Annotated in this window: 12 protein-coding genes and 1 pseudogene; 3 read left to right on the top strand and 10 right to left on the bottom strand. The window is 53.3% G+C overall.

Features of this window, described 5'->3' with window-relative positions:
* Positions 1-106 precede the first annotated feature (106 nt).
* Positions 107-1003, bottom strand: a complete 897-nt coding sequence (locus V8L70_RS18120) for a cation efflux transmembrane domain-containing protein (RefSeq protein ID WP_101146565.1) — start codon at positions 1001-1003, stop codon at positions 107-109.
* Positions 1004-1101: 98 nt separating this feature from the next.
* Here V8L70_RS18120 and cadR point away from each other — a divergent pair, with 98 nt between their 5' ends.
* A complete protein-coding gene (cadR, locus tag V8L70_RS18115; RefSeq protein ID WP_101146561.1) occupies positions 1102-1509 on the top strand; it encodes a Cd(II)/Pb(II)-responsive transcriptional regulator in 408 nt (135 codons plus the stop codon).
* A gap of 93 nt (positions 1510-1602) precedes the next feature.
* Here cadR and V8L70_RS18110 read toward each other — a convergent pair whose 3' ends face one another.
* From V8L70_RS18110 to V8L70_RS18100, 3 genes are all read right to left on the bottom strand, one after another.
* Entirely contained in the window at positions 1603-2592 is a 990-nt protein-coding gene (locus V8L70_RS18110; protein WP_101146560.1) for a M23 family metallopeptidase, read from the bottom strand.
* The gene (locus V8L70_RS18105; RefSeq protein ID WP_022521292.1) at positions 2592-3269 is read right to left on the bottom strand and encodes a DsbA family protein; all 678 of its coding nucleotides are present in this window, start codon (positions 3267-3269) and stop codon (positions 2592-2594) included. Before V8L70_RS18105 ends, V8L70_RS18110 begins: the two co-directional genes overlap by 1 nt.
* A gap of 113 nt (positions 3270-3382) precedes the next feature.
* Positions 3383-4297: a cation diffusion facilitator family transporter gene (locus tag V8L70_RS18100; protein WP_035556048.1), complete on the bottom strand. Its 915-nt coding sequence runs from the start codon at positions 4295-4297 to the stop codon at positions 3383-3385.
* Between the two features lie 204 nt (positions 4298-4501).
* On the opposite strand from V8L70_RS18100, the gene V8L70_RS18095 reads away from it, so the two are divergent.
* Complete coding sequence (locus V8L70_RS18095; RefSeq protein WP_101146559.1) at positions 4502-5422, top strand: bile acid:sodium symporter family protein; 921 nt, start codon at positions 4502-4504, stop codon at positions 5420-5422.
* A 375-nt stretch (positions 5423-5797) separates the two neighbouring features.
* Here the strand turns inward: V8L70_RS18095 and V8L70_RS18090 are convergent, their stop codons facing one another.
* From V8L70_RS18090 to V8L70_RS18070, 5 genes and pseudogenes are all read right to left on the bottom strand, one after another.
* Positions 5798-6199, bottom strand: coding sequence for a DUF411 domain-containing protein (locus V8L70_RS18090; RefSeq protein WP_232774879.1), 402 nt, complete (start codon positions 6197-6199; stop codon positions 5798-5800).
* Positions 6186-6731: pseudogene (locus V8L70_RS18085) on the bottom strand (IS3 family transposase); the annotation flags it as partial. The gene V8L70_RS18090 and the pseudogene V8L70_RS18085, both read right to left, overlap by 14 nt.
* A 380-nt stretch (positions 6732-7111) precedes the next feature.
* Positions 7112-8140, bottom strand: coding sequence for a DNA-binding protein (locus tag V8L70_RS18080; protein ID WP_052703847.1), 1029 nt, complete (start codon positions 8138-8140; stop codon positions 7112-7114).
* A 335-nt stretch (positions 8141-8475) separates the two neighbouring features.
* A complete protein-coding gene (ltrA, locus tag V8L70_RS18075) occupies positions 8476-9837 on the bottom strand; it encodes a group II intron reverse transcriptase/maturase (protein ID WP_085942804.1) in 1362 nt (453 codons plus the stop codon).
* A 438-nt stretch (positions 9838-10275) separates the two neighbouring features.
* Positions 10276-11178: an ArdC family protein gene (locus V8L70_RS18070; RefSeq protein WP_101146414.1), complete on the bottom strand. Its 903-nt coding sequence runs from the start codon at positions 11176-11178 to the stop codon at positions 10276-10278.
* Between the two features lie 140 nt (positions 11179-11318).
* Here V8L70_RS18070 and V8L70_RS18065 point away from each other — a divergent pair, with 140 nt between their 5' ends.
* Entirely contained in the window at positions 11319-11729 is a 411-nt protein-coding gene (locus tag V8L70_RS18065; RefSeq protein WP_336270296.1) for a JAB domain-containing protein, read from the top strand.
* On the opposite strand, the gene V8L70_RS18060 is transcribed toward V8L70_RS18065, so the two are convergent.
* Positions 11726-12888, bottom strand: a protein-coding gene (locus V8L70_RS18060; RefSeq protein ID WP_157826482.1) for an IS3 family transposase whose coding sequence is annotated in 2 segments (ribosomal slippage) — positions 11726-12615 and positions 12615-12888 — 1164 coding nt in all. Because the reading frame shifts where the segments join, the coding sequence is not laid out codon by codon here. The genes V8L70_RS18065 and V8L70_RS18060 overlap by 4 nt on opposite strands.
* Positions 12889-12942 lie beyond the last annotated feature (54 nt).

Here is a 12942-nt window from a genome sequence, read left to right as displayed (position 1 = left end):
TACTAGTTCCGGACCTCACGCTACTCGTAGTCGTTCAGGCCTAGCGCACTTGTACAGCCACTTCGATTAAGTGTCCCAGGCATCGATAGCTGCATACCGTGCAGCCTTATGCCTTGAGCGCTAGGATGCGCCGGGCGCCGTTGAGGACGATCAGACCCACGATGGTACCGATAATCAGGTCAGGGTAGCTAGACCCCGTCCAGGCGACCAAGGCACCGGCGGTGATGACACCCATATTGATCAGCACATCATTGGCCGAGAATATCCAGCTTGCCTTCATATGTGCGCCGCCCTCGCGGTGCTTGGATATCAATAGCAGACAACCGGTATTGGCGATCAACGCGACGAAGGCGATGGCCATCATCATCAGCGATTCAGGCTCACTACCGAATACAAAACGTCGCAACACTTCGACGAGCACGCCGATAGCCAAAATCAGTTGCAGTACCCCAGCCAGATGCGCGGCACGTATCTGCATCTTCGCACTGTGCCCTACGGCATAGAGGGCCAGGCCATAGACAGCTGCATCGGCAAACATGTCCAGGGAATCAGCGATCAAGCCGGTAGACTGGGCGATCAGGCCAGCAGTCATTTCCACCACGAACATGAGCGCATTGATGCCGAGCAACACGCGCAGGGTGCCAGACTCCTGCGTCGCAGAAGCCGCCGAGCTCTCAGCGGCCCTAATTGTCTCTGGGTCGGCAATGACAGTTTCCTGAAGAGAAGCACCTAGCCCCAAGGTTGCCAGTTTTGCGGTAATGGGCTCAGCCTCACCATCATGCAAGACCTCCAACCGGCGGTTCGACAAGTCAAATGACAGCGTTTGAATCTCATCAAAGCCATTCAGCGCCAAGCGGATCATCCGTTCTTCTGAAGGACAATCCATCTTCGGCACGGCATACACACTGACATACTTCCCTGACGCTTCGGAGAAGACCGGCATATCGGTATCCGTTGCAGACGTTGCGTCGCAGCCACATGGGCCTCCACCGGTTTTACGCACGGTACGGCTCCAGTTAGCCAACATAGTTTGTCATCATTTAAAACTATATAGTCACTATAAGGTCAATAAGACAGATGATCCGTTAAGGAGTAAGCCTGATGCGCATTGGTCAGTTAGCCCAGATAGCGGGTATCGACACGCAGACGATCCGCTTCTATGAAAAACAGGGCCTGTTGCCGCTGCCAGACCGCCAGCAGAATGGTTACCGCATTTATAACGAGAAGCATGGTGAGCGGCTTGCCTTTATCCGTCACTGTCGAATCCTTGATCTGTCACTGACAGAGATTCGCGAGCTACAACGCTATCAGGACGACCCTCACCAGCCGTGTACTGCCGTCAACGCAATGCTTGATGAGCACATCTCTCATGTGCAATCGCAGATAACCGCTCTGCAAACGCTTGAGAAACATCTCGTTTCACTGCGAGCATGTTGCAATGATGATCGAGAAATTGAAGCGTGTGGCGTTCTTGCCGGAATTAGCGAAGGAAATATGTACTCACAGTAGGCTCAAGCATCAACCAGATATTCCGATGAGAGGTCGGTTTGCCTCACTCTCATGCAACGGTGACACCCACCATTTAATCCACTTATCCAAATTTTATTGCTCGTTAAGTGAAATCAGATCGTAAATAGAAGCCGTACCGATAGCTTGTTCTAAGCGATCTCTTGCCTCGTAAAGTGACGCTTGATATTCACTTTGAGTCGACTGTTCGCCCAACATGATGCGTTGACCTTGACCAAGGGGATCAACAGGCTGGTTATTGACTCTCACTTCGTAATGCAGGTTGGGGCCCGTGGCGACCCCGGAGGAACCTACCTCTCCGAGCGACTCTCCCGCATTGACTAAATCCCCAACCACTAGCTGTGGGGAGAATCGGCTAAGGTGTGTGTAGCGACTAATGGCCCCTGTGTCGTGCTCCACCTCGATCACCTGCCCATATCCCCCTTGGCGACCCATAAAGAATACGCGCCCAGGTGCGGTGGCAATGACCGGCGTTCCTGTCGGCGCAGCCAAGTCAATTCCATTATGAGGACGCATCCCTCCATACACAGGATGTCGCCGATTCCCAAAGCGAGACGTTAAGCGGGCACTAAGCACGGGCAACCGCAACGTGCCTAGCAGGGTGTCGCTTTTGAAAAGAGCTACGTCCCCCTTTTGGGTGACCGGCCATATGACCTCCAAGGGCTCTGCCTGATCAGGCAGAGCGGCATAACTGAGGCGTGGTGGCCCAACACGGGCGCCGTCCTGGCGTCGATCTTCCTCCCACACTAATTGAATACGTTCACTGCCAGAAAACTCCAGCGGCGCTGCGATAAACTCGCTGAGCAGTGTTTCCAGTTTAGTGGCGAAACGCGTTGGGACACCTTCTGCTGCCAAGGCCTCGTAGAGGGTGGTATCAATGACGACATCACGCCCAAAGGTTAGGGTATCAACGCTATCGAGCGGTAATGTGCCTTCTTGCTCGCTAGCCGCCTGTAACTTGACAGGGCTAAGTTCAGACGGAGGCAATGACAGATGCGTTTGCCAATTGGCTTCGGCTAGCAAGGGGTAAAAGCCCACCAAGCCTAGTAACCACCAGCGCTGCATCACTGGCCATCCTCTTCCCCAGAGATCTCCGCTACTTCACTCTCGACGGCATCAATCAGCTCTTGCATACCAAAGGGGTCTAAAGGCTCGCCATTGACAAAAAAGGTAGGTGTTTGGCGAATCTGATTGGCTCTGACATCCGCCATGTCTTGGTCAATCACCGCCTGCACCTCAGCAGAAGTCAGTTGCTCTTCGGCAGCCGCTAAATCAAGGCCTCCTTGGCTCGCGATATCGAGGATAGCGGATTCATCAAAACTGCCATGTGAAGCCCATTGATCCTGGCGAGCCAGCAGCCTCTCCAGTACCGGTTCAAAGACGCCCTGACGACGAGCAACTTCTAATACCCGAATGGCCTTGTCCGATACGTCGCCGTGGAAAGGAGTGTAGCGCACGATGAGCCGCACTTTTTCTGGGTAGGTTTCCAGAATACTTTTTGTCAGGGGATAGAAAGCACGGCAGGCTTCGCAAGCCGGATCGAAGAATTCCACAATCGTCACCGGCGCGTCTTCTCGTCCCAAGATGGGGGAGTGTGAACGCACCAAGGAGTCCTCGGCCTGGACACCGCTCTCTTTTGCTGCCTGAGCTTGCATGTCTAAGAGGGCAGGCTTCGATACGGCGACGATCGCAGCGGTCAGCATTAACGTACCGGCCAATATAAAAGACGCTTTTTTGAACATGTTTCTCTCTCTGTCTCAACGATGGGGTGGAAAAGTAGGGTTGAAAAATAAGCCAATCGCTATGGGAGTAAGCTGCTCGCTATCTACCTGAGCTGGGAGCCGGCCTCGGTCTGTCACTCATGCCCATATAGATTGGCATTTTGATGCGCGTGGTCACTATGCTCAAACTCTAGGCTGGAATGAGCAATACTGAAGCGCATTTTAAGCTGCTCCTTGATCTCTGCTTTGACGGATTCAAGCTGCTGCCAGCCGGTTTCTGTCAGAACCACGTGGCAGTCAAGGGCTGCCATGTTTTCCTGCATCTGCCATAGATGCACATGGTGAATATCCTGGACTCCCTCGATATCTCGTACGGTCTCAACGACTGCCTGCCCGTCAATGTCCGGGGGAGATCCCAGCATTAGCGTACGGATAGGGCCGCCAATTTCAGAGAAGGCTAGGTAAAGAATATATAGCGCAATCCCTATCGTGATCGCGGGGTCTACCCAGCGCATGTCGTACAGTAAAATAAGCGAACCACCGATAATCACGGCGATGGAGGCAAACGCATCCGATAAGTTATGCAGAAAAAGGGCGCGGATATTGACACTCTCTTTTTGCATTGACCACGTGAGCATGGCGGTAAGGGCATCGACGACGAGCGCGACGCCACCAATAATCACGATCGTCCATCCCTCTATCTCAGGGGGATCGACCATCCGCATAGCGCCTTCGTAAATCAGGTAGACACCGACAATAATGAGGGTGGTGTAATTGATGAGTGCTGCCACTATCTCGATGCGGCCATAGCCAAAGGTCATATGCACATCGGCAGGCCGTCTGGCGATTTTACGAGCAGCAAAGGCAATGACTAATGCTGCCAAGTCAGAAAAGTTATGTAACGCATCAGCGATCAGCGATAGGCTCCCCGCCATAATGCCACCGACGATTTGAGCGATGGTTAAGAGCCCATTGGCCCAAATGGAGATGCTGACGCGCCGGTCGCCAGAGGCAGGATCAATGTGGGGATGATCATGATGATGTCCCATCTGTTACCCTCTCTCGAATTATCTGTTCTTGGTACTATAAAACCTCTAGCAACTAAAGCTTCAACCCTTGAGCATTATCTATTTGCATCGCTGGATTGGGAAGCACGTCCCTAGCTACCAAGGAGCCTTTGTGTGCTGGGCCGAAGGTGATCATGTTTTAGGTGCGGGGCTCAATCCACTTCAACCGGTAACGTCCAATCCACCATGGGTAGATTCATTTATTTTGTCGAGGCGCACCTTGTCTGGTTTGTAATCGTCGTCGCGGGGGGAGGCTTACTCTTTCCGGCCACCGGAATAATGCTTAAGTTCGCGATTGGGCCATTACTGGCATTACTGATGTTGATTATCAGCCTCACATTCGATGCGCATGCAGTGCGCATCGTGTTCCGAAAGCCGTCACGGCAGTTGTTGGCATTGGGGCTGGTCTATGGGCCTATGTCGATTGCCGGGTGGCTAACGGGCCGTCTATTTTTTGGAAGCGGCCCGCTGGCTGCTGGCCAAACCTTGCTCGGCACGCTGCCGACAGATGTGTCTTCTCCTCTTTTGGTACTGATGGCGAAAGGCAATGTGGCGCTTGCCGCTGTTTTCAACGCAGTCAACACCGCGTTATGTCCGTTTATTGTTCCCTTCCTGTTTTTATGGCTCACCGGCCTTCAGTTAGACGTGCCGCTTGGATCAATTATTCTTGAATTAACACTAATCGTGCTTCTTCCTACCGTGATTGGGGTCAGCTTGCGTACAAGGTTCTCGGCTTTCTTTGCACGGCATGATTCAGCGTATGCAGGGATAGGGTCGATTCTGTATCTGCTGATCCTACTCGCCGTGGTCGGGCCGAATGCCTCCACGATCATTGGCTATGGTTGGTATGCGTTTGTGATTGCGGGGGCGGCCCTGTGCCTCAATTTGATTGGATACCTGGTAGGTATGTCCTCACGGTTACTCACCTCCGATCGCAAAGAGGTGATTACCTATCTTTTCACGGTCAGTAAAAAGGAATTCAGCATTGCCGCAGCGTTTGTCGCTGCTTCCGGTTTGCCATCAGAAATCGCCATTCCAGCCGCTTTTTTTGCAGTGGTTCAAATGATCACTTCGCCCATCGCAGCGAAGATTCTCGCCCGCCACTGAAGGTTGGCAGTATGACGCTTCACCAGAAGTGCACCTGGCATCTGGTTTGCGCGCAGGATGCTCTTACCAGCAATACGGCAATAGCCTAATGTGGCACATAGCACCTTCGCTGAGTCACCGTGCCCAATAGCGACCTTGTTAAAAGCATTCCTCACCGAGGCTTCGCAGGGTATCTGTTCATTTTTGGATTTAGGGTGCTTAAAAGTATCAGCGAACCCTGGGAAAGGCCCCGCCAATTTCTGGATGATTTCTTGAACATGTCGCACGTTAGAGAGCATCTGACGCAACCAATTTTCAAATCATCTCGAAACACACCTGGTGCTTAACAAACATCTCATGTAGTACAAGAGGTCTAATTATGTCATCCAAAACCTACTACAGCGTCATAAACGCCTTGTCTTCTTGATCCGTAAAGGAATACACGTCATAGGGCTCTTCCTGAGGCCCTGGCATCCCCGGTGTACCGATGGGCATACCTGCTAGGCCAATGCCGTCTACATCAGGCTGTTGCTCAAACAGCGCCTGTACGGCTTCCATCGGAACATGGCCCTCGATCCAATACTCGCCGATTTCGATGGTATGGCACGATCCCAGACCATAGGGTACGCCCGCCTGTTGTTTGATATCACCCAGCTCGACGTCATCAATAACGGTGACGTCTACGCCAAGTTCCTCAAGATGGCGCGCATATTCGTCACAACAGCCGCACTGGGGGTTCTTATACTGAACCGCCCCGGTTATTCCGGAGACCGGTTTGTTTGAGTCAGGCAGCTTCACCCGACTCCTCCAAATGACGATAATACGTCCTTTCTCGTTCTGCTGGTGGAACGTTTCCTATGGGTTCCAGCAGTCGGCGATTGTTAAACCAGTCAACCCATCCCAGCGTGGCATACTCAACGGCATCTCGCCCTTTCCATGGTCCACGATGGTGAATCACCTCCGTTTTGAATAAGCCGATGATGGTCTCGGCCAGCGCATTGTCGTAGGAGTCACCGGTGGTGCCGACTGAGGCATCGATACCCTCATCAGCCATACGCTCTGTGTAGCGGATCGAGAGATATTGGCTTCCTCTATCACTATGGTGGATTAACCCTTGCCTGTGCTTTCGTGCCCACAGGGCTTGCTCCAGAGCGTCCAGCACCAGTGCCGTTCTCATCGACGTCGCTACACGCCAACCCACGATACAGCGTGCATAAACATCGATAACGAACGCAACGTAAACGAAGCCAGACCAGGTAGCGACATAGGTAAAATCGGCCACCCAAAGCTGATTTGGACGCATGGCCGTAAAGTCACGTTTCACTAAATCAGGTGCCCGTCACCTCACACCAGCCAAAGAACTGATACAACGCTTTCCGGCATGTTATCCACGACTTCCTGGATTGAACCCTGCCACGCTTGATCAGATGCGCTATACAAATGTCCAGGGCTTCCTCAGTAATCTTTCCCTCCCTAGATATAAGGATTGGAAAGCCGGTGTAATTTGGGTTTGAACTTGCTCGTGCTGGAGAAGAATCCATTCTGCGCTTCTACCAGGGTGTATCACTTTGGCAATCGGTAATCAGCCAAGCTGGCGCACGTACCAGGTGCCTATGATAATATCAGCAGTGGCCACGGTTGGTGCCATTATCAGCATGAGCCCGGTCAGTAACCTGGCTGACCTGTACCTCATCACTCTGCCTTTGGTCCCTAGTCTTTTTTGTTTGATTTTAGCCGTTTCTGATGGTCAGCTAACTGCTTGCGCAGATCCTCTTCGCGGGATAAAGCGATTGCCAGCTGTGTCCGGGTTTCTGAGTGCTCTTCCTGAATATTTGCCAACTCCTCAATCCGCTTAGTCGCTGTCTTCAGCTCGCTACGGGCGTCGCTGGAAGATGTCTTGATCTTGTCGAGATCGGTACGAAGCGTTGCGTTCTCGTCCTGCAGCTCACCGCTGCGCCTCATAACAGAGGCATTCTCCGCACGTAGGCTGGCATGTTCCTGCTGAAGAGAAGAGAGGTCTTCGTTGACGGCCTCGAGCGTTTTCTGGAGCTGCAATTCACGTTTACTAGAGGTTTCCAGTTCCCGTGTAGCGGCTTTAAGCTCGCTTTCAATTGTGGCCAACCGGGCGCTGCTATCGGCTTTCTCGTCTCGCAAGTGGTCGACCAACGTTTGTTGCCGTTGCGCTTCAACACGCATGGTTTCCAATTGCTGATTCTGGCGGGAGAGCTGGTCTTGTAAATCGGTAACTCGTCCCATAGCATCCGCTGCCCGCTGCCTTGCGGTGGCATTCTCCGTCACAAGCGTATGGATCTCCTCCGTCTGCTGCTCAATGCGCTGCCCATCCTGATGGCCGTGTTCACGCAAGGTTGCGATGCTGGCCTCTAGTCGCTCAATCTCGCGTAGCGCCTCATCTCGCTCTTCGTTGGCAGCTTTCTCGCGCTGTTCGGACTCTGCGCGTATCTTCTCGACTTCTTCATCAGCGTGCTGGCTAGCGGAGCGCCATAGTTCAGCTCCAACCCGCTCCAAGACAGTGCGGATCTCATTCGGCATTTCTCGCACAGCGATGGCATTGTCTTTTAGGCTATCGCGCCACTCACGCATGACCGGGGAAATATGCGACAGGGAGCCACCACCCAGGCATTCGCGCACCTGTTCATTGGTGGGCCTGTCGATGCCTTCGGATACCAGCTTCTCGGCAGCATCAATGATGCGTTGCCGTATTTCCGGCTTAATAGTCATGCCGGGCTATCTCCTAGTGTATGTATTGTATGTATGTATTATACATAAGATACATACAATATAGTCAACAGCTTCGCTAACCCTAAAAATAATGCTAGCGCAGCCTACTAGATGATCTGCTGTGCAACATTCCCACCTAAGAATGCAACCAGTGCAGGAAATCTATTGGGAAAGATCGTGCCAATGTTGAAAGCCATAGCTGTTGCGGGATCGGTGCAACATCCCCACCGCAGTGACTAAACACAATCGGCATAGGGGCGGTCAGCATGGCTGACCGGTCCCCTGCCACACCACCCGGCATGCGGGTCCGCACCGGGCGGTTCGAGAAGTTGAGGTTATGAGAGACGGGGCACGCCCAGCCGATCAAAGTAGGCCACCGTTAATACATGATGGACTCCCGACAGACTGTTGTGCCACCAGCGACGACTCAACGCCGCCACCGATTGTGCTACCCTCGGCGTAGCGCCAAGACGCATCAGCTCACGATAAATCGTCTTACCCCGACGCCATTGCTTAAGGTGCAAAGCTCTTAACCGTCGTCGTATCCACCCGTCCAGCGACCGCCAGATACGAGGTGTTTGCGACAGCTTAAAGTAGCCTTGCCAGCCTAAAAGGTAGCGTCGTAGATAGGCGACGACCTGTGAGATACTGCGTCCGCCATTTCGGCGTGTCAGTTGCCTAATCCGCTGTTTAAATGCCCCCAACGCTTTTGCTGATATACCACGTCGGACATCTCCACCCTTAGCTTCCCATAGGGCGTAGCCCAGGAACTTGCGACCAAACACGCTGGTGACCGCACTTTTGGACTCATTGATCGTCAAGCGCAGCTTACTGTAACAGCGACGTAGCAAAGCCATGACTCGCTCCCCTGCTTTCTGACTACGCACGTAAACGTTGCAGTCGTCGGCATAGCGAGCAAAGTGGTGTCCGCGACGTTCCAGTGTGCGATCCACCTCATCCAGCAGGATATTGGCCAGTAGCGGCGATAATGGGCCACCCTGCGGTGTCCCCTCATGCCGATAAATGACCACCCCTCCCTCCATTATTCCCGCATTCAAATACGCACGAACCAGATGGATAACACGATTATCCTGGATGCGTTTCCTCAGGCGGTCTATCAGGATGTCATGATTGACTCGGTCAAAGAATCGAGACAAGTCAACATCGACAACGGTGTGGTAACCCTGTTGGGCGAAGCTCTGAGCAGCTAGTACGGCATCATGGGCACGGCGGCCCGGACGGAAGCCGTAGCTGTGCTCGCTAAAAGTGGGATCGATCAGCGGTTGTAGAACTTGCAGCAGTGCCTGTTGGATAAGACGGTCAGTCACGGTGGGTATCCCCAGTTCTCGTTCGCTTCCATCTGGCTTCGGAATAGCCACTCGGCGGACAGGCTGAGGATAATATCGACTTGCAAGAAGCTGCTGTCGAATATCGGGCCAGGCCCACCTTAGGTGCTCGGCGGTCTGAGCAATATCCAGACCATCGATGCCTGCTGCTCCCTTGTTGGCACGCACGCGCTTCCATGCACGTAGCATGTTCTCTCTTGCGAAGGCCCGCTCAAGCAGACCTTGCCCTGCGTCCTCCGGCACTTGTCGCGGGAGGCCAGTTTCATCGCTGGAGCAGGACGACAAGGCTTCACCTTGGCATGCCTTCTCCCGCCCCGCAGTCGCGGGCATCTGATGCGTTACTGATCTCATCGACAAGACGTTTGACGCTCCTTCTCGTTCGGCCCTTTGCTCCAAAAAAAAACGAGGAGCTACTACGGCCTCTGCTGACTTCTCGCTCCGTGGGGTCACGTTGCCCTTTCAGGCATAAGGCGAGATCTCCCCGGGTAAGAACACACTCCTTCACCGCACAACCGCCGGATATACGCTACGTCGCCTTGGCCACAAGAGCTTCGCGGCTTCTTGCCCGCTCGCCCTGCTTGGCAGCGCCTCCTATCCGGTTCTTGTTCATCGGCTCGCGGTTTACGCTCCACGCTTCCTTCCCACGGTTGGTCACCCTTCCGCAGTTGCGCTTCGCTTCGTTCGCTGTGGCCAGCTTACGGGAGGACTTGCACCTCCAGGAGTGCGCCCGTGCCGGGCGCACAAAAAAAGCCTCCCGAGGGGGAGGCTGTTGAATGGTAAAGAAAAAAATCAAGCTGCCGCGGTTGCTGCAGTTGAGTCTTCTTCTCCGTCGATCAAACCGCACTGTTGTGCCATTTGCTCGATGAAGTTGACCGCCTTCTGCGCATCAGCCAGAGCACGGTCGATCTCTTTGGCCTGGTCACCTTTGAGCCGTGAAGCCCATCCAGTGAGGTAGGACGCCGAGTTTTCGGGGGTAGCAGGGAGACCAAAGCGCATGGCTGCAAGCCAGGCGCCAGCTTCTGCCACTACTTCCTCTCGAGCGCGATCGCTCTTGTCCCGGTTGAGGCGCGAGGGAGCACCAGTAGCATGGATCAGCTCATGCAGGCCGGTGGCCGCAATTTCACTAACCTCATGGAACTGTTCAGGACGGGGCAGGCGTATGCCATCCGTAGAGGGCCTGTAGTAGGCCTTGTCACCGCCCCAGCTTAAAGGGATGCCCGATGCTTCAATCAGCCGTGCAACGAACTGCACGGGCTCAGGTTGAGCTTCTAAGACAGGTGGCTTTGCAGCCTCTGTCAATGGGTCCGCCAGCTGCTCCTCGTTAAACACATAAAAGATACGGTTCACGGGGATGATTTTCTCCTCCGTTGTGCCGTTCTCCTTCTTCTCGCGCTTTTTGTGGAATTTCCAAAATTCCACGGGAGTGCCCTTTTCGCCCTTGCGGGGGTGAGTGCCGAGATCCTTCGCTTGCTTGAAAGTCACCCAGGCAGGGCTGGTGTAGCCGTTTTTATATGAAGCAATCCAGAGACTGATGATATTTGACCAGCCAGTGTAAGAACGCCCTGAAGAGGCGTTATAGGGCTGGCTCACATCTTTGTCGCCTGGTTTCCAAGGCTTCTGCCAGGGGGCTGTGCCTTCCATCAAACCTTGTATGAGTGCTTCGCGGATACCATCGATTGCACGTTTGCTCATGATCTATCTCCTCTCTCATTCCTGCAGTAGTGCAGGTCTCAAGAAGGGATAGGGCGCTAGGTGACAGCCGGTGGGGGGTCAGGGTCAGTGCTTTCCCTAACTCTAATCGAGACCCGGCAGCGGGAATGAGAGAGGAGAGAATGATGAAGCACACCAACCAGTTGGATATGTTCGCAGTTAGTGAGGCGGCCAAAGTTTATAGTTTCCCTGGAAAGGGAACCGTAGAGATCACAGAGCAGCGTAAAGAGCGTGAAGATGCTGTTATCTCAGAGGCACTGAACATCATCGAAGCACGGTTCTATGGTCAGCTTGAGAGTGAGGGTGCAAAGATAACGGCTCCTTGGATAGCGGTTGATTATCTGACGCTCAAGTATGCGGAACTGCCTTACGAAGTGTTCTCAGTGACGTGGCTGAACTCGCAACATCAAGTCATCAAGCATGAGGAGCTTTTTAGAGGCACCGTGGATAAGGCGGCTGTCTATCCTAGGGAAGTGGTTAGAAGTGCGATTGAAACGAATGATGTGGCAACAGTCTTCCGGACATATTTTTAAGCAGCTACTGGTAGCGCTGACTCATAGTCCACTGGACTCATATAGCCATTGCTGGAGTGCAGCCGCACCCGGTTATAAAACACTTCGATATACTCGAAGATGACTTGCTTCGCTTCAGCCCGCGTCTTGAAGTCTTCATGGTGAACAAGTTCCGTCTTTAGCGTGTGGAAGAAGCTTTCTGACGGGGCATTATCCCAGCAATTTCCCTTACGACTCATACTGCACCGATAACCATGTTGCGTCAGCAGCTGCTGGAAGTTGTCCGATGCATACTGGCTGCCGCGGTCGCTATGAACCAGTAATCCGGCCTTAGGCCTACGCTTCCAAATCGCCATGGTAAGCGCATCATTGACCAGCGAGGTCGGCATGCGACTATCCATTGACCAACCTACGACAGCGCGCGAATACAAGTCGATAAACACCGCTAGGTAAAGCCACCCCTCCCGCGTCGGTATGTAGGTGATATCCCCCACATAAGCCTGATCGGGCTTCTCCGTGGTGAAGTGTCGATCCAGCAGGTTGGGAGCAACGGGTTTATCATGTTTCGAGTTCGTTGTTGCCCTGAACTTGCGCCTTGTTTTGCACGCCAAGCCTTCCTCCTGCATTAATCGGCCAATGCGACGCCGACTGACTGATTCATTCTCTTCAGACAGCTTCTGCTGGAGACGTCGCGTCCCATACGTCGCTCGGCTGGCTTGATGGTGTTTATGAATGTTGGCCTTCAACGCTTCATCTCGCTGGTTTCTCAAGCTGGGCGGCCGTAATTGCCACTCGTAATAACCGCTTCGGGAAACGTCAAACACCCGACACATCAGAGCGATGCTGAATTCGCTCTGATGGTGCATGATAAAGGTGTATTTCAGCGTGATTCTTTGGCGAAGAAGGCTGCCGCCTTTTTTAACAGTTCCCGCTCCTCCTTGAGTCGGGCATTTTCACGACGCAGCTGTTTTAGCTCCTCATACAGATGCACGTCATTTACCTGCTTACCGGAGCCTGGCGGTGGTTCGCCGTGAAATTTATTGATCCAGGTATGCAGTGTATTGACGTTCACCCCCAGTTCCCGGGCGGACTGGGCAACTGGCTGATTCGATTCTATCGCCAGTTTGACGGCACCTTCTCTGAATTCGTCGGTATAAGAATTGGTTTTCTTCTGAGTCATGACACACCTCTATAAGCAGGAGATATTACCTGCCTCTGTGTGTCCGGGAAACTA

This window comes from Vreelandella arctica (assembly GCF_037070215.1).
Taxonomy (GTDB): domain Bacteria; phylum Pseudomonadota; class Gammaproteobacteria; order Pseudomonadales; family Halomonadaceae; genus Vreelandella; species Vreelandella arctica.
The sequence above is the reverse complement of the archived record's forward strand: the minus strand, read 5'-3'. Positions and strand labels throughout refer to the sequence as shown.

What these genes read in the sequence shown, in the direction of transcription:
- cadR (WP_101146561.1), top strand. Translation starts at nt 1,102, where the DNA reads ATGCGCATTGGTCAGTTAGCCCAGATAGCGGGTATCGACACGCAGACG.
- V8L70_RS18110 (WP_101146560.1), bottom strand. Translation starts at nt 2,592, where the DNA reads ATGCAGCGCTGGTGGTTACTAGGCTTGGTGGGCTTTTACCCCTTGCTA.
- V8L70_RS18105 (WP_022521292.1), bottom strand. Translation starts at nt 3,269, where the DNA reads ATGTTCAAAAAAGCGTCTTTTATATTGGCCGGTACGTTAATGCTGACC.
- V8L70_RS18100 (WP_035556048.1), bottom strand. Translation starts at nt 4,297, where the DNA reads ATGGGACATCATCATGATCATCCCCACATTGATCCTGCCTCTGGCGAC.
- V8L70_RS18095 (WP_101146559.1), top strand. Translation starts at nt 4,502, where the DNA reads ATGGGTAGATTCATTTATTTTGTCGAGGCGCACCTTGTCTGGTTTGTA.
- V8L70_RS18080 (WP_052703847.1), bottom strand. Translation starts at nt 8,140, where the DNA reads ATGACTATTAAGCCGGAAATACGGCAACGCATCATTGATGCTGCCGAG.
- ltrA (WP_085942804.1), bottom strand. Translation starts at nt 9,837, where the DNA reads ATGAGATCAGTAACGCATCAGATGCCCGCGACTGCGGGGCGGGAGAAG.
- V8L70_RS18070 (WP_101146414.1), bottom strand. Translation starts at nt 11,178, where the DNA reads ATGAGCAAACGTGCAATCGATGGTATCCGCGAAGCACTCATACAAGGT.
- V8L70_RS18065 (WP_336270296.1), top strand. Translation starts at nt 11,319, where the DNA reads ATGATGAAGCACACCAACCAGTTGGATATGTTCGCAGTTAGTGAGGCG.